General features: G+C 62.6%; 14 protein-coding genes and 1 tRNA gene. 6 read left to right on the forward strand and 9 right to left on the reverse strand.

All coding sequences use genetic code 11. The features are described from left to right. Positions 1-2,406, forward strand: a complete 2,406-nt coding sequence (locus tag ABJ363_05875; GenBank protein MEP4378510.1) for a xanthine dehydrogenase family protein molybdopterin-binding subunit — start codon at positions 1-3, stop codon at positions 2,404-2,406. A 59-nt stretch (positions 2,407-2,465) separates the two neighbouring features. Here ABJ363_05875 and ABJ363_05880 read toward each other — a convergent pair whose 3' ends face one another. Further along, positions 2,466-2,831 (reverse strand): DUF983 domain-containing protein, encoded by a 366-nt coding sequence (locus ABJ363_05880; protein ID MEP4378511.1) that lies wholly within the window; start codon positions 2,829-2,831, stop codon positions 2,466-2,468. Positions 2,832-2,951: 120 nt separating this feature from the next. Between ABJ363_05880 and ABJ363_05885 the strand changes: the two genes are divergently transcribed. The 5 genes from ABJ363_05885 (at position 2,952) to ABJ363_05905 (ending at position 8,782) form a co-directional block, all read left to right on the forward strand. Further along, positions 2,952-5,342, forward strand: coding sequence for a xanthine dehydrogenase family protein molybdopterin-binding subunit (locus tag ABJ363_05885; protein MEP4378512.1), 2,391 nt, complete (start codon positions 2,952-2,954; stop codon positions 5,340-5,342). Between the two features lie 202 nt (positions 5,343-5,544). Beyond that, positions 5,545-6,657, forward strand: a complete 1,113-nt coding sequence (locus ABJ363_05890) for a DUF2652 domain-containing protein (protein ID MEP4378513.1) — start codon at positions 5,545-5,547, stop codon at positions 6,655-6,657. 89 nt (positions 6,658-6,746) lie between these two features. Continuing rightward, positions 6,747-7,439, forward strand: coding sequence for a glutathione S-transferase family protein (locus ABJ363_05895; GenBank protein MEP4378514.1), 693 nt, complete (start codon positions 6,747-6,749; stop codon positions 7,437-7,439). 107 nt (positions 7,440-7,546) lie between these two features. Further along, a complete protein-coding gene (locus ABJ363_05900) occupies positions 7,547-8,008 on the forward strand; it encodes a glycine/sarcosine/betaine reductase selenoprotein B family protein (GenBank protein ID MEP4378515.1) in 462 nt (153 codons plus the stop codon). An 18-nt stretch (positions 8,009-8,026) separates the two neighbouring features. Further along, positions 8,027-8,782 (forward strand): hypothetical protein, encoded by a 756-nt coding sequence (locus ABJ363_05905; GenBank protein MEP4378516.1) that lies wholly within the window; start codon positions 8,027-8,029, stop codon positions 8,780-8,782. A gap of 89 nt (positions 8,783-8,871) precedes the next feature. Here the strand turns inward: ABJ363_05905 and selD are convergent, their stop codons facing one another. The 8 genes from selD to ABJ363_05945 all read right to left on the reverse strand — a co-directional run bounded on the left by selD (position 8,872) and on the right by ABJ363_05945 (position 15,567). After that, entirely contained in the window at positions 8,872-11,094 is a 2,223-nt protein-coding gene (gene selD, locus ABJ363_05910; protein MEP4378517.1) for a selenide, water dikinase SelD, read from the reverse strand. Between the two features lie 63 nt (positions 11,095-11,157). After that, a tRNA-Sec gene (locus ABJ363_05915) sits at positions 11,158-11,253 on the reverse strand. Positions 11,254-11,392: 139 nt separating this feature from the next. Continuing rightward, entirely contained in the window at positions 11,393-12,016 is a 624-nt protein-coding gene (locus ABJ363_05920) for a nitrile hydratase subunit alpha (protein MEP4378518.1), read from the reverse strand. Positions 12,017-12,032: 16 nt separating this feature from the next. Further along, complete coding sequence (locus tag ABJ363_05925; GenBank protein ID MEP4378519.1) at positions 12,033-12,335, reverse strand: SH3-like domain-containing protein; 303 nt, start codon at positions 12,333-12,335, stop codon at positions 12,033-12,035. A gap of 2 nt (positions 12,336-12,337) precedes the next feature. Next, complete coding sequence (locus ABJ363_05930; protein ID MEP4378520.1) at positions 12,338-12,697, reverse strand: nitrile hydratase; 360 nt, start codon at positions 12,695-12,697, stop codon at positions 12,338-12,340. 20 nt (positions 12,698-12,717) lie between these two features. Continuing rightward, a complete protein-coding gene (locus ABJ363_05935; GenBank protein MEP4378521.1) occupies positions 12,718-13,530 on the reverse strand; it encodes an ABC transporter ATP-binding protein in 813 nt (270 codons plus the stop codon). A 149-nt stretch (positions 13,531-13,679) separates the two neighbouring features. Further along, a complete protein-coding gene (locus ABJ363_05940; protein MEP4378522.1) occupies positions 13,680-14,687 on the reverse strand; it encodes an ABC transporter substrate-binding protein in 1,008 nt (335 codons plus the stop codon). Between the two features lie 52 nt (positions 14,688-14,739). Then, positions 14,740-15,567 carry an ABC transporter permease gene (locus ABJ363_05945; GenBank protein MEP4378523.1) on the reverse strand — a complete coding sequence of 276 codons (828 nt, stop codon included), beginning with the start codon at positions 15,565-15,567 and terminating at the stop codon, positions 14,740-14,742. Between the last annotated feature and the right edge of the window lie 150 nt (positions 15,568-15,717).

Consider the following 15,717-nt stretch of genomic DNA (forward strand, 5'->3'; position numbering starts at 1 on the left):
ATGACCGACGAAGCCCTGACTGACGAAGCAGCCGGCCCGGATTCGAGCGTCCTGGGGCGCCCCAACAGTTACATCGGCAAGGTGGTGCCGCGCCCGAATGTGCGCAAGCTGGTGCGCGGCAAGGGCCAGTTCGTCGATGACCTGACCCTACCCCGCATGGTCCATGCGGTGTTCCTGCGTTCACCCCATGCCCATGCGAATATAACGTCGATCGACACCAGTGAGGCTGCCGGGATGCCCGGGGTCGTGCGGGTCGTGACCGGCGCCGAACTGGCCGATTATTGCGAGCCCTGGGTCGGGGTGCTGACCCATTTCAAGGGCCTCAAATCCGCCCCGCAACATGCGATCGCCGTGAACAAGGTCAGCTGGCAAGGCGAGGCCGTGGTGGCGGTGGTGGCGAACAGCCGGGCCGAGGCCGAGGACGCCGCAGCGGCGGTGATCGTCGAGTATGCGGAACTCCCCGCCGTCACGGACGCGGAGACGGCGGGCGACCCGGACACCCCGGTGATTCATCCCGAACTGGGGGACAACATCGCGTTCGAGAACGGGGTCGAGGCCGGCGATGTGGATGCGGCCTTTGCCGCCGCGGACCTTGTCGTCGAGGAGACCTACAATTTCGACCGCCACACCGGCGTGACCCTGGAACCGCGCGTACTCCTCGCCGACTATAACGAGGCCGATGATCAGCTGACCGTGCATATGTCGAACCAGGCCCCGCACATGATGCAGCATATCTTCGCCAAGCATGTCGGTGTGCCGGAAGGCCAGGTGCGGGTCGTCTGCAAGGATGTCGGCGGCTCGTTCGGCATCAAGGTGCATGTCTATGCCGACGAGATGGCGACCGTGGCGCTGTCGAAGATGCTGTGCCGCCCGGTCAAGTTCGCAGCCGACCGGCTCGAATCCTTTCTCACCGATATCCATGCCCGCGCGCACCGGGTGCATGCGAAGATGGGTTTTACCAAGGATGGCGATATCACCGCGATCGAGATCGACGATCTGACGGGTGTCGGGCCTTACTCCATGTATCCGCGCACCAGCGCGATGGAGGCCAACCAGGTGTTGAACTTCACGGGTGGGCCGTACAAGCATCAGAATTATCGCGCCAAGGCGCAGGTCGTGTTCCAGAACAAGAATGTCATGTGCCAGTACCGCGCGGTCGGTCATCCGATCGCCTTCGCCGTGACCGAGGCCATGGTGGACAAGGGCGCGCGGGCGCTCGGGATCGACCCGGTCGATATCCGCCGGCGCAATCTGATTGCCGATGACGCCTACCCGACCAAGGGGGCGAGCGGCGTTGCGTTCGAGGGGCTGTCCCATCACCAGTCCCTCGACAAGCTGCTGGCCTCGATGGATTACGACGCGATGAAGGCGGAGCGCGACGCGCTGCGCGGCGAGGGCGTCTATCGCGGCATTGGCTTCGCAGCGATGATCGAGCTGACCAACCCGGGTGCGGCCATGTACGGCATCGGCGGGGCGCGGATTTCGTCCCAGGATGGCGCGCAGGTGCGGCTCGATTCGAGCGGCTCCATCGTCGTGCACACATCTGTCACCGAACAGGGACAGGGCACCGACGGGGTAATGGCGCAGATCGCGGCCACCGCATTCGGCACCACGCCGGACCTGGTCAAGGTGATCACGGGCGACACGGACAACGTGCCGACCGGCGGCGGCACATGGGGCTCGCGCGGGGCGGGCATTGGCGGCGAGGCCGTCCTGCGGGCGGCCAAGGCGCTGCGCTACAACATCAAGGATATCGCCGGCCAGTTGCTGCAGGCCGACCCGGCGATGCTCGATATCCGCGAGGGTGTGGTCGTCGACAACGACACGGGCAACGAGCGCATGGGCCTCGACGAGGTGGCGCGGATTTCCTATTTCCGCTCGGACCTCATCCCCAAGGGGTTCCAGCCGGAGCTGATGGCGACGCGCCATTTCGTGCCGCGGGAATACAACATTGCCTTCACCAACGGCATCCAGGCCTGTTACGTCGAGGTCGATCCCGAAACGGGCTTCCTGAAGTTCCTGAATTACTGGGTGGTCGAGGATTGCGGCACGGTTCTCAACCCGCAGCTGGTCGACGAGCAGGTGCGCGGCGGCGTGATCCAGGGGCTCGGCGGGGCTCTGATGGAGGAGTGCCGCTACGACGCGGCGGGGAACCTCGTGAACGCCAACATGGCGGATTATCTGGTGCCCATGGCGGGCGAGATGCCGGACATTATGGTTGGGCATGTGGAGACGCCGACGGCGGATTCCGAGCTCGGCGCGAAGGGCGCGGGCGAGGCCGGCACGGCCGGTGCGCCGGGGGTGATCATGAACGCGATCAACGACGCGCTGTTGCCGTTCGATGTGCGGCTCGCCCACCAGCCGATCACGCCGGAGCGGATCCTGAAGGCGCTGGGGAAGTACTAGAGGCTGTTATTCCGCCAACGTGCACAGCGCGAGGGCGGGCATGACGACTTCTATAAAGACTACGAGCTGTTCGCCCGCAACGACCAGATCGCGGCCATGAAGCCCGCCTTGGCGAACGGCAGTATCACCAGCGACAGCCCGATGATGATCGGGATCAGGATCGCCGCCGAGACCCAGGGCTCGAAATACTGATGCCTGATCATGTGGATCATCACCGGCGCCATGAGGTGGCCGACGATCAGGATCGTCAGCCAGGGGGCGGCGTCGTCGGAGCGGACCTCCGACCATGCCTCGCCGCAGTCCGCGCAATTGTCGACCTGCTTGAGGTAGGCCCGGAACAACGGCGCGTCGCCGCAATTTGGGCACCGGCCGCGCAGACTGCGCCGGATCGAAAGCCAGAGTTTCCTGTTCTCGCCCTGAATCATCCGTTCGCCACACATTCCCGATTGTGATGAGCCTTCTCCTATAGCGGGCTGGCCCCATCGTCTCCCGAGTTGTACCTTTTGACCCGATAAATTCCAAAGCGTGGAAAAGGGGCGGAAACCATGAGTGTAGCCAATGAGACCGACGAGGGCAGCGTCCTCGACCGCGTAGACAATTACATTGGCGCATCCGTGCCGCGTGCCAATGTACGTCGGCTTGTTGCGGGCGACGGGCAGTATGTCGATGACCTGACCCTGCCGCGCATGGTCCATGTCGTCTATTACCGCTCGCCTTATGCCCATGCGCGGATTGTCTCGATCGATGATACGGCGGCCCTGGCCTGCCCGGGTGTCCTGCGGGTGATCACCGGCAAGGAGGTCGCCGAGGTGTGTACGCCGTGGGTCGGCACCCTGGCGCATTTCAAGGGGATGAAATCCGCACCACAGCATGCGCTCGCTGTCGATCGCGCCTGCTGGCAGGGCGAACCGATTGCCGCGGTGGTCGCTGCCAGCCGCGCGGAGGCCGAGGATGCCGTCCAGATTCTCGAGGTCGAGTTCGAGGAACTGCCGGTTCTCGCGGACCCTGAAGTGGCGATGGACGATGCCACGCCGGTCATGCATCCCGACCTGGGCGACAATCTTCTGTTCGAGATGAATCACGACATCGGCGACACGGCCACGGCCTTCGCGAACGCCGACAAAATCGTCGAGCGGACCCTGGATTTCGGCCGCCACACCGGCGTGTGCATGGAAACCCGTTCGATCATCGCCGACTACTCGGCGTCCGAGCATCGGTTGACCGCCTATCATTCCCACCAGGCCCCGCACATGATGCAGGATCTGTTCGCGCGTCATCTGGGCATCGAGAACCAGAATGTACGCATCGTGTGCGGCGATGTGGGCGGCGCCTTCGGCGTCAAGGGCCACACCTATCCCGACGAGATGGCCACGGCGGCGATCTCGATGATCCTGAAGCGGCCGGTGAAGTTCATCGCCGACCGGCTGGAATCCTTCCTCACCGATCTGCATGCCCGCGATCACCGGGCGACGGTGCGCGCGGCCTTCGCCGCCGACGGCGAGCTGCTGGGCTTCGAGATGGACGATCTGACGGGGGTCGGCGCCTACTCGATGTATCCGCGCACCAGTGCGCTGGAAGCCCTGCAGGTCATCAACTATGTGGGCGCGCCCTACACCCACAAGAATTACAAGGCGCGCGCGCGGGTCGTGTTCCAGAACAAGACCCCGATGAGCCAGTATCGCGCGGTCGGCCATCCGGTGGCCGTGGCGATCACGGAGACCCTGATGGACGAGGGGGCGCGTGCGCTGGGCATGGACCCGGTGGATATCCGCCGGCGCAACCTGATGCCGGACGACGGGTATCCGTGCGAGTTCATCACCGGGCTCAAGATGGAGGGGCTTTCTCACGAGGCCTCGCTCGACAAGCTGCTGTCGATGTTCGACTACAAAGGCTTCCGGGCCGAACAGGCGGAGCTGCGCGAAAAAGGCATCTATCGCGGTATCGGATTCGCGACCCTGGTCGAGATGACCAATCCCGGCCCGCACACCTATGGCCTCGGCGGCGCGCGGATTTCGTCCCAGGACGGGGCGGCGGCACGGATGGATGCGACCGGCGCGGTGATCGTCCAGACCTCCATCACGGAACAGGGCCAGGGCAGCGAGGCCGTGGTTCAGCAGGTTACGGCGACCGCGTTCGGCACCACGCCCGACAAGGTGAAGGTGATCTCCGGCGACACGGATAATGTGCCGGTCGGCTGGGGCGCGGGCGGCTCGGGCGGGGCCGGCATCGCGGGTGAGGCCGCCCTGCAGGCGGCCAAGGCGCTCCGCCATAACGTGCTCGATGTGGCGGCGATCCTGCTCCAGACCGAGCGCGAGACACTGGATATCAGCGCCGGGGTTGTGGTGGACCGGGTGAGCCGGGAAGAACGCATGCCGCTCGAAGAAGTGGCGCGGGTGGCATATTTCCGGCCGGATACGTTGCCGCAGAATTTCCAGTCGGAGATGATGGCGACGCGCCATTACATCCCCAAGAAATACCCGGTCGCGATGACCAACAGCTTCCAGGCGGTGATCGCCGAGGTCGACCCGGAGACCGGGACGGTGGAACTGCTCAAATACTGGTGCGTCGAGGATTGCGGCAAGGTCATCAACCCGCTGCTGGTCGACGAGCAGGTGCGCGGCTCAATTGTCCAGGGGATCGGCGGTGTGCTGTATGAGGAGTGCCGCTATGACAGCGAAGGCAACTTCCTCAACGCCAACATGGCCGACTATCTGGTGCCCATGGCCGGCGAGATGCCGGACATCGAGATCGGCCATATCGAGACCCTGACCCGGGAATCCGAGCTCGGCGCCAAGGGCGCGGGCGAGGCGGGCACGGCCGGTGCGCCCGGCGCGATCCTGAACGCGATCAACGATGCGCTCAGTCCCTTCAACGCCTCCGTCTGGGCCCAGCCGGTGACGCCGGAACGGGTGCTCAAGGCACTGGGCAAGTACTAGGGAATGACAGTGTGAACCCACGGCTTACAAATGCGCGCGATGCCGGCTGAATCCAGGCATGTGATTTGCCTGTACGAATAATGACTGTTGGCTCTTGTCCGACATTGTCTTCAGTAAGTCTCGTTCACCTTGGTGGGAATTACGGGTAAAATATGCGTGGGTACTGGTTCACCCAGAGGCTCAGTGTTGAGGTTGGTCAATCATGACGGCACAAAACGGCTTTCTTGTTCTGGCGGATATAGCTGGCTACACGAGTTTCCTGGCGAATACTCCCACGGATATTGGCGGACAAATCACTGCCGGCCTACTCGACGAACTTGTCGCGACAGTCAATCCGCCGTTCAAGGTGGGAAATGTCGTCGGGGACGCAATTTTTATCTACGCGCCGGATGACGGGAATGCCAGCGGCCAAACGGTGCTGGAGGCGGTTGATTCGCTTTACTGTGCGTTCGCGGATCGGGTCGCGGCGTTGCGATACGGCGCCAATTGCCCCAGTGACCCAGCGCAACTGGCGGGCGCACTGGATCTGAAACTGGTCGTTCATTACGGGGAATATGCCTGTAATCGCATCGGCGATCGCGACGAGCTTTCCGGGTCTGCCGTTGTCGCCCTGCACCGCCTGGCTAAGAATACGGTCACCCAGGACACCGGACATTCCGGCTACGCCATGCTGACGTCCATCGCCGTGGATCACATGAAGCTGAGTTCGTTTTTCGAAGAGCTGGAGATCCGGACGGAGGAAATTGAGCATCTCGGTGAGATAAACGCATATGTCTATCCGCTGGTGCCCGTCTGGGAGCGTCTGCGGCGCGGGATTCGTCGTTTCGTGGAAAAATCCGAATCGTTGCTGATCGACGAACTGAACATCGATCTGCCTGTGCCGCCGTGCCGTGCCTGGGAGTTGTGCACGGAGCCGCAATATCGAACGCAATGGATCACGGGTGTCGAGGCCATCTCGTTGGAAGGGACGGATCACGGCCGAATCGGGATCGACACGGTTCAGTATTGTGACCATGGGAACAACATGATTGTTCCGGTCACGGTGTCGGATTGGCGCCCGTTCGACTACATCAGCTACCAGATCGAGACCCCGCTTGGCTTCAGTGTCGAGCAGACAATAGAAATGCAACCGATTGGAAGTGGCACCCGTTTGACAATACGTTGTGCAAAGCCAAGCGTTGACGGGATTTTTGCGCGGATGAAATCCCGTGGCAAAATCGACGCACTCCGCGACATTTTCACGGGGCTGTACGGCAACGCCAATGAGACCCTGAACAAGCTTGCGCGTTTGGAAACGAGCGCCGAGAACGCTTAGACGTGTTTCGCGGGGTCCTGGCGCAGTTGCAGCGGCGGGTGCTCAAGCCGCCGGGTAAATATTAACAAGACCGAATACGGAGACGTTACATGGCCAAAGTCGAAATCATCAGTTCTTCGAGTTGTCCGTTCGCGCAGCGCACCCGCATGGCGCTGATCGAGAAGGAAATCGACCACGAGCTCACGGCGGTCGATCTCAACGACAAGCCCGACTGGTTCCTGGAAATCTCGCCCTATGGCAAGGTCCCGGTGCTGCGCCATAACGGCGCGGTGATCTTCGAATCCGCCGTGATCAACGAGTATCTCGAAGAGGTATTCCCCGAACGGCCGCTGCTGCCGGCCGATCCGGTGCGCCGTGCCCAGGCGCGCATCTGGATCGACTTCGCCAATGTCCGCTTCACGCCCCATGTCTACAAGCTGATGTTGGCGCAGGACGCCGACGCGCAGGCGTTTCAGGCGGAGCGCCTGACCAACGCCATGCTGATGATGGAGCATGAGGGGCTCGGCAAGCTGGGCGACGGCTCCTACTGGATGGGAGACGATATCAGCCTCGTCGACCTGACCTTCCTGCCGCATATGCAGCGGGTCGGCGTGCTGAGCCACTACCGTGGCTTCCAGATCCCCGACGAATGCGTTTTGCTGAAGGGCTGGCTGCAACTCATGAGCCAGCGCCCGTCGGTTACCGTAGGGTCGGCGGCGCCCGACGTGCTCATCGAGAACTGGCGCAAATACGCCGAGAACACCTCGACCGGCACGACCGCAGCGGACATGCGCGCGGCCTGACGGTTTCCGAGCAATGCGTCGGGAGCAAAGGTGCTGTTCAGGCAGTGTCGTTGTTGCGCGCCAGCCGTGCTGATAGAGTTCCCGAAATTTCGATCTGAGGAGAATTTATGGTCCATTTGCGCGAAATGCCTGATCATCTGCGCGATGCGCTGATCAATCAGGAACTGCCCGAATATGGCGACACGCCATGGGTCACGCCCAAGCCGCTGAACGAATGCCGGGTTGCGCTGATTTCGACCGCCGGCCTGCATCGCCGCGAGGACGATCCGTTCACGCCGGGTGCGGGCGATTACCGGATCATCCCGGACGATTACGACATGGACGATTTGGTGATGAGCCATGTGTCGACCAATTTCGATCGCAGCGGTTTCTACCAGGACGTCAACACATCCTTTCCTTTCGATCGTCTGAAAGAGCTGGCCGATGAGGATGTGATAGGTTCGGTCGCGAGCCGGCACTTTTCCTTCATGGGGGCGACGCCGCCGACGGTGATGGAGCCGATCGCGCGCGACCTCGCGAAGGTTCTCAAGGCGGACAATGTCGACGCTGTCGCACTGGTCCCCGTCTGACCCCAATGCACGCGCGCCGTGGGCGGGCTTGCACATTATCTCGAAGAAGAAGGCATTCCGACGACGCAGATCGCGCTGATCCGCAAGCATGCCGAGGAAATCAAACCGCCGCGTGCACTCGCGGTACCCTTCGAACTCGGCCGCCCCCTGGGCGGGCCGAACGAGCCGGACTTCCAGCGCCGCGTGCTGCGTGAATGCCTGGAGCTACTGGAACGTGAATCGGGCCCGGTGCTCGAGGACTTCCCCGACGACCCACCGGGAGCCGATGTGGAACAGCCGGAAGGCTGGGCCTGCCCGGTCAACTTCGCCGCGCCGATCGAGGATGTCAGCGATCAGGAGCTTCTGGAGCAGACCCTGCTGCAGGAAGTCGCCCTGCTGAAGCCCTGGTATGAAGAGTCCAAACAGAGCCGTGGCGGCCGGACGAATTACGGGATATCGGGCAAGGCACCCGAGGAAATTCCGGCTTTTCTGGCCAGTCTCGTGGTGAACCGCGAAGACACAGCATCACCGATCGAGGGCAAGCCGGCGGCGTTGGCCTTCAAGCATATGGCCGACGATATCCGCTACTACTACATGGAGGCGGCGATTGCGCGGCCCGATGGCCGGGTCACCGATCTCGATATCGGCAACTGGCTGTGGGGCGAGACGACCCTGGGCAAGGTGCTCGTCGAGATCCGCAACTGGGCGATGGAGAGTGAAGATAAGGGCTTCAAGGCTCTGTCGGTAACGGCCATTGTTCCCACCCATCAGCGCCACCGCACGGCCCACGGCTGACGCGGCGTTTCTTTCGTTATTGAAAAGGCCCTCCCCGTCGGGAGGGCCTTTTTTATTCACGCGATAGCGCCGAGGTTCGAACTGGAAACTCAGGCCGGGTCCGTGAAACTGACCACGCCGACGGTTCCCCGCCGCGGGGTCACCCGCCCGATGATGGCGGCATCCGGCGCGGGACCGGCGCGCAATTCCGCGAGGCAGGCCTCGGCCCGGTCGGCGGGCAGGCCAAACAGCAAACCACCTGCGGTCTGCGGATCGAACAGCAACGGAAAACTCGGATGCGCGGCCAACGGCACGGCGTTGCCGACGGATTCCTCGTTGCCCGGCCGAAGGGTGCTCTCATGGCCCAGCGCCACCAGTTTCACGACCCCCGGCAGGATCGGCAGCGCGTCGAGCATCATTTCCGCATCGACGCCCGAGGCGTTGAGCATCTCCAGCAGATGGCCCGCGAGCCCGAATCCGGTGACGTCCGTGCCCGCCGACGCGCCGTATTTGCGGATCACGGGAATACAGGGCGCGATGGAGCGCTGCATGGATTCGAACGCGGTTGTCACGTCATCGCCATTGGCCTTGGCCCGCATGTCGGCGGCGAACAACACGCCGGTGCCGAGCGGCTTGGTCAGGATCAGCGTGTCGCCGACCGCAAGGCCGGACTTGCGCAGGATCGCGTCGCGGTCGGCATAACCGTTGATGGTCAGGCCGAAGGCCATCTCGGCACCTTCGCCCGTGTGGCCGCCGGCCAGTACGGCCCCGGCCTCGGCCAGGGTCTCGGTGGCGCCGGCCAGCAGTTGGTATAGATCGTCGGATGTCTTGTCGTCCTCGCCATGGGGCAGCATGACGGCGGCGAGCGCGGAATGGGCCTCCGCGCCCATCGCGAAGATGTCACCGAGGCAATGGTTTGCGGCGATCCGGCCGAACAGATACGGGTCGTCGATGAAGGCGCGGAACTGATCGACCGTCTGGATCAGCGCTTTGCCCGGCGGTGGTGTGAGCACCGCGGCGTCGTCGGGTGAATCCAGCCCCTGGTCGAGACCGTCCTTGTGCTGGGGCGGCAGGCGGTCCAGCGCGCGACGCAGGACCGGGGCGGGGACTTTCGCACCACAGCCGCCGCAGCGCATGGCCTCGAGCGCGTCGTCACCGTCGGCGCCGTCCGCGTCCATCTCGGGCAGTTCCTGATACTTGGCCATCCAGCGCCGGTCGATCCAGTCTTTCCAGCGCCACACCCAGGCGCCTTCCAACGCGAACGGGCCGCGCGCGGCGATGGCATAGCGGTCGCCGGTCGTGATCAGGGCGAGGGTCTGGCCCTGGGGGCGATAGGCCTTGAGCGGTCTGCCACGCGCGGCGCGGCGGAGGTTGTCGGCCAGATACGGACCCTGGCGCACGGCATACACGCCCGCCTTGGGCAGCCGGTGACCATCCATCGACGCGGCGTCGCCTGCGGCGAAGAGCCGGGGGTGGGAGGGCGAGCGGAGCCGGTCGTCGACCCGGACGAAGCCGCGATCGTCACGGGCCAGATCGGTATCGGCAAGCCAGAGGGGTGGCCCGGCGGATGTCACCAGAATCGTCTTGTCGCTGGGCAGGCTTTGCCCGTTCGAGATGTGCACCGCATCGGGCGTGACCCGTTCGACCTTCACACCCGTATGCACGGCGATGCCCCGGTCGGACAGCGCGCGGGTGAGCTTGCGCCGCGCGGCGGGGTTGTAGCCGGGCAGGAGCGTGTCCTCGGCCTCGACGATCGCAAAGTGAAAATCCGATGGTGCCTTGCCCAAACCGATCGCGGCGGCCCGCAACCGGTGACTGAGGGCCAGGGTGAGCTCGACCCCCCCGCCGCCGCCGCCGGCGATCGCGATATGGAACGGGCCGTCATGGCCGCGAATCTCCCCGGTCAGCCGGTGATAGGCCTCGAGGAATCGATCGATGGGTTTGACCGGCAGCGCGTGTTCCGCACCGTCGATATGGGTCGTCGCGGGGGTCGAGCCCGTGTCGATGGAGACAAAATCGAATGCCACGGGGGGACGCCCCGCGACCTGGACGTAATTGTTTGCAAGGTCGAGCCCCGTCGCGGCGGCGTGGATGACGCGCGCGTTGGCGAAGGCGGCCAGCGGCCGCAGGTCGATATGCGCTTCGGCCTCGCTGTAATGGTCGGCGATGTAACCCGGGATCATGCCCGAATAAGGGGTCAGCAGGTCGCGGGTGATCAGGGTGAGACGCACCCCCGGTTCGGGCTTCATGCCGAACCGTTTGAGGACCGCCACATGGCTGTGGCCGCCGCCGACCAGCACGATGTCGGAAGTGATGGGAACCGTCGGTGTCATGGCGTGAGCATAAACACCGCGCGCGCAAACCTCATCTCCGGATCACGCATGGGTGTCGTGAATTGGCGGAAGAGGGTGGGAGTCGAACCCACCAGGCACGTCTAACGCCCCTCACCGGTTTTGAAGACCGGGCGCCCCACCGGGGAACGGTCCTCCTCCACCTTTATAATCAGTGAGTCAGCACTTGCTGACAAGAGGTATGCCGGGAAATTAACACCCCGCAGGAATCTATAAATATCTGCCCATGCGGCGAGCGTTCGGCGGCTTCAACTCTGTCTGCCTGTGCCGGGCACCTGGACTAACGGGATACCCCGATCAACCGGTCGCGCGTGACGAGGGATTCCAATTCGGATGCAGTGCGCGAGCATGGGTCTTCGGGTGGTTCGGGGAGAACGAGGTAGCGCATGTCTGCGTTGCTGTCGTGGACGATCAGTTCCACGGTTTCGGGAAGATCGGTGCCGAACTCGGCGAGCACGTTGCGCGGTTCACGCACGGCGCGGGCGCGATAGGCCTTGGAGATATACCAGGAGGGAGGCTGACCGAGGATCGACCGGGGGTAGCAGGAGCACAGGGTGCACGTAATCAGATTGTGCGTGTCCGCCGTGTTCTCGACCACGACGATCTGTGCCTCGCCAACACTGATTCCGATCTCGCCGATCGCCTGTTTACCGTTCTCCAGCAACCGTGCCTTGTATTCTGGCTCGGCCCAGGCCTTGGCAACGATCTTTGCGCCCAAATGCAGACCGGGTGATTCGAGCTTTTCAATTTCCTTTACCACTTCCGGCGCTGTGAGGAGCCCGCGCGCGATCAGGACGGCCTGCAGCGCATCGACGATGATCTGGCCCTCTAGATTGCCCGCCTCGTCCTCGACGACGAGTGCTTCGTGATCGTCATGCTGATGATCATGGTCATGGTCGGTCATTAACCGGGTCCTCCATTCATGTCTGCGGTGCGAGCCAATGATCGTAGATCTCGATTACCAGCCGGTCGTGTTGCGTGTGGGTGTCGTCGCTGGGCCAGAGATCCTGCTGGCGAAAGGCGACGCGATAAAGGTCGATGGCGGGACCGCTGGTCAGACCGACCGCGAGTTCCTCGGGGTTGAGATAGGTGCCGCAATAACTCACCACTTCGCCGGCCTGGCCCCGGACGTAGAACGGGATTCGGACATGGCCCGACTTGCCCAGGTCGAGCACCGTGACCCTGTCGCCGGACTGAAACCGGTGCCCATGGTGCGTGGTCATGGTCATGAGTTTTCGCTGGAATCGGCGGCCTTCTCCCATGTTTCGCGCTTGTCCGCGGTCGCGGCGTCCAGCTCATCGCGGTTGATGACGTTCTTCTCGATCAACACGTCGATCATGGCGTCGAGCCGACGCCTGTAGAACGACAGGGTCTTGTATTTGTCCGCACCGAAACTCTCGAATCCGCGTCGCATCTCGTCCAGGGAAATGATCCGGCGCGTCCCGTCTCCAAGCAGGTTTCGGATCGCTTCGGTTTGTTTCTCCCAGTGCAACCAGGGAAGCTCGGTCTTCGGAATTCTGCTGGCGGGATCGCCGCCGATGTCATGGTATCCGCGCGGACTGGTGGGATCGGGTGTATGGGGCATTGGCTTGGTCTTTGTATGGTTCAGCGGGCCAGCTCGTCGACGCGCGCCTCGCGTTGGAAAATGTCGAGGCACCGGCTCCGCAACTCGACGAACTCCGGTTCGGTGAGCGTGTTGGCGTTGCGCGGACGCGGCAATGTGTTGTCGACCAGCGCGGCGACCCTTGACGGTCGCCGGGTGAGCAACAAGACCCTGTCGGCCATCTGAACGGCTTCCTCGAGATCGTGGGACACGAGTATCATTGTGGTACCAGACTTTTCGAACACCGACTGCAATTTTTCGCGCATCAGAAGCGTCATCTCGTAATCGAGCGCCGAGAAGGGCTCGTCGAGAAACAGCACGTCGGGTTCGGGGGCCAGCGCGCGCAGGATCGAGACAGCCTGCTGCTGCCCGCCGGACAGCGCATAGGGGTAGGCGTTCAGGTCAATCCGGATGCCGAAATCCTCGACCAGTTGTTCGACCCGTTCGTCGCGCTGTTTCTTCGGAAAACCCTTGCGTTTCAGCGGGTAGTGAATGTTGTCGATCGCGCGCAGCCATGGGAACAGCGCCTCGCGATAATTCTGGAACACGTAGGAGATGTTGGTCTCCTCGATGGTCCGGCCGTCATACAGCACCTTTCCGCCGTCGCGGGGCATCAGGCCCGAAATCATGTTGATCAGCGTGCTCTTGCCACAGCCATTCGGGCCGAAGACGCTGGTCAACGTGCCGAGCTCAAGCTCCAGATCGAAGCCGTCATAGACAACGGTTTTCCCGAATGCCTTGCGCAGTCCCTCGATCACGAGGCGGCCCCGGCGAGCCGGGCGCCCCGAGGGGGCGTCCGCGCTTGCCTGCGGCATAGCGACCGTAGTCTGATCCATTGCGCCCTCACTGACGGATGTTAAGTAGTTCATGTTTGGTTGCTCACTTCACGAACCGGCTTCGGCCGGCATGATCGGAAGGGCCAGGGAACGCACGACCGGTGGCGCTCCCTGGTCCTGACTCAAGATCAACTGCTGCCAAAGTCGCTCGTCTGGAGGATCTTTTCCCGCACATCCATCTTCTTCTTCATCACACCTTCGGAGAAGAAGACGTCGACGAATGCCTGATAGGAGTTGAGGTCGGTCTCGTTCAGTTCCGTGAAGCTGCGCAGGTACGGTTTCGCAAGCAGGTCGAGCTGACTTTCCCGAATGGCGGTATAATTCGGGATGATGGCCTTGTACTTATCGAAGTCTGCCATCGCCAACGCTGTTGCCTCGTCGATGATTTGTACGATCTTCCATGCGACCTCGGGCCGCTCCTTGATGAACTTCATGGTCAGCACCGCAGCGCCGGAATAGAACGGATCGGCGATCACCTGCGCGACGGGGTTGATCACCGCGCGATCGACACCGTCCGTGGCCGCCGCAATCGAGCCGACCGGCTCAAGCGACAGGGTCGCGTCGACACTGCCGCCCAGGACCGCGGGAACCTGCTGCGGTACCGCGAGATCGACCAGCTTCACGTCCTTATCGGGATCGAGACCCGCTGCACGCACAAGGTGGCGCGTGATCGTGCGCCACTGTATGCCGGGAACATGCCCGATTGTGTGGCCCTTGAGGTCGGCGAAACTCTTGATGTCGGACCCTGACTTCACGATCAGGCCGTCGTTGATCAGATTGACCCCGATCCCGCCGCCCTGAAGTCCGAATACCTTGAAGGTGCCGGGGAATTTCTCTTCGGCCAGCATCGCGATGCCCGCGGCCGCGCCCGGAGGTCCAAAATCTGCCCGCCCTGAGACAAGGGCATCGATGATGTGGTTGGGTGACTGCATCTTGTTCGAGTTGACCTTGATGCAGGCCTTCTCGAACAGCCCTTCTTCGTGGGCCACGTAGTAGGCCGTGGTCTGCATGATGGGTAGCCATGCCGACGTCACCTCTTCGTAGGAGTCACAAGCATGTGCGGGTCCGGCACCGATTGCCGCACCGGCGCCGATAACCGTGGCGAGCCCGGTTGCGGCAAGGAGTTTCTTGAGCATTGTTGTTGTCCTTATCTTGGGGATGGAGGAAATGCGTTGCGATTGGCCTGGGCTATTTGCCAGACCAGTGCACGAGATACTTTTCGATGGCGAGGGACAGCACGTTGAGGCCGTAGCCCATGGCGCCGGTCACCAGAATCGAGCCGTACATGTCGGTGAGGTTGTAGGAAATCTGCGCGTCGATGATCCTGTGGCCGAGACCGTCGGTGGCACCGATGAACATCTCCGCCACGATGATCACCACGAGCGCTATGGAGATGCCCGTCCGGATGCCTACGAAGGTTTGTGGAAGGGTTTCGAAGAACACCACGTCGAAGAAGATGCGCAGCCGTGAGGAGCCCATGGACTTGGCCGCCAGCATCCTCGTCCGCCGTGCGTTCATGACACCATAGGCAACGTTGAACACCACGATCAGCCAGCCCGCAAACGCGGCCACGGCGATCTTGGAGAAATCTCCGAGGCCGAAAAGCAGCAGAAACAGCGGGAACATCGCTGTCGCCGGCGTCGAACGGAAAAAATCGATCATGAACTCGACCGATCGATAGACCTTCTCGTTCACGCCGAGCACGATCCCGACCGGGACACCGAAGACCGTGGCGAAGGCGAAGGCATAGGCCACACGAACGAATGTGTACCAGAAGTCTTCGAGCATGTTGCCCGAGACGATGTTGACCCAGGTGTCGGCGAGAGTCGCGAACGGCGAAGGCAGAAGGTTTGCATCGACGAGCTGAAACTCGAACGCGATCCACCACACGCCGATCAGGATCAGTGGGCTTGCGACCAGAACAGCCGTGGCGGAGATTGCCGGGAGGAACGATTCAATATTTCGGAACAGCCCGGTTTCATGCGGGCTGGAGTTGCTGGTATCGAATGCGCTCATCGCAACGCTCCTTGCGGGTACATCGAACCTCGTCTGTCGGTCCGTGACGCGAAAATCCTCAATAACGTAGGATTGGCGAGTGTTGCGGTCTGCTGTTAGTTTAGTCCTGTTGTGGTGCAAAATATGCAACGGTTGGAAGCGTCGGTAAGT

The organism is Alphaproteobacteria bacterium (assembly GCA_039980135.1).
Lineage (GTDB): Bacteria > Pseudomonadota > Alphaproteobacteria > UBA6615 > UBA6615 > UBA8079.

Bases quoted from the DNA above. Each gene is read 5' to 3' on its own strand.
- ABJ363_05885 (MEP4378512.1), top strand. From the start codon at position 2,952: ATGAGTGTAGCCAATGAGACCGACGAGGGCAGCGTCCTCGACCGCGTA.
- ABJ363_05930 (MEP4378520.1), bottom strand. From the start codon at position 12,697: ATGCCCCATACACCCGATCCCACCAGTCCGCGCGGATACCATGACATC.
- selD (MEP4378517.1), bottom strand. From the start codon at position 11,094: ATGACACCGACGGTTCCCATCACTTCCGACATCGTGCTGGTCGGCGGC.
- ABJ363_05935 (MEP4378521.1), bottom strand. From the start codon at position 13,530: ATGCCGCAGGCAAGCGCGGACGCCCCCTCGGGGCGCCCGGCTCGCCGG.
- ABJ363_05925 (MEP4378519.1), bottom strand. From the start codon at position 12,335: ATGACCACGCACCATGGGCACCGGTTTCAGTCCGGCGACAGGGTCACG.
- ABJ363_05880 (MEP4378511.1), bottom strand. From the start codon at position 2,831: ATGATTCAGGGCGAGAACAGGAAACTCTGGCTTTCGATCCGGCGCAGT.
- ABJ363_05895 (MEP4378514.1), top strand. From the start codon at position 6,747: ATGGCCAAAGTCGAAATCATCAGTTCTTCGAGTTGTCCGTTCGCGCAG.
- ABJ363_05890 (MEP4378513.1), top strand. From the start codon at position 5,545: ATGACGGCACAAAACGGCTTTCTTGTTCTGGCGGATATAGCTGGCTAC.
- ABJ363_05875 (MEP4378510.1), top strand. From the start codon at position 1: ATGACCGACGAAGCCCTGACTGACGAAGCAGCCGGCCCGGATTCGAGC.
- ABJ363_05900 (MEP4378515.1), top strand. From the start codon at position 7,547: ATGGTCCATTTGCGCGAAATGCCTGATCATCTGCGCGATGCGCTGATC.
- ABJ363_05940 (MEP4378522.1), bottom strand. From the start codon at position 14,687: ATGCTCAAGAAACTCCTTGCCGCAACCGGGCTCGCCACGGTTATCGGC.
- ABJ363_05920 (MEP4378518.1), bottom strand. From the start codon at position 12,016: ATGACCGACCATGACCATGATCATCAGCATGACGATCACGAAGCACTC.
- ABJ363_05945 (MEP4378523.1), bottom strand. From the start codon at position 15,567: ATGAGCGCATTCGATACCAGCAACTCCAGCCCGCATGAAACCGGGCTG.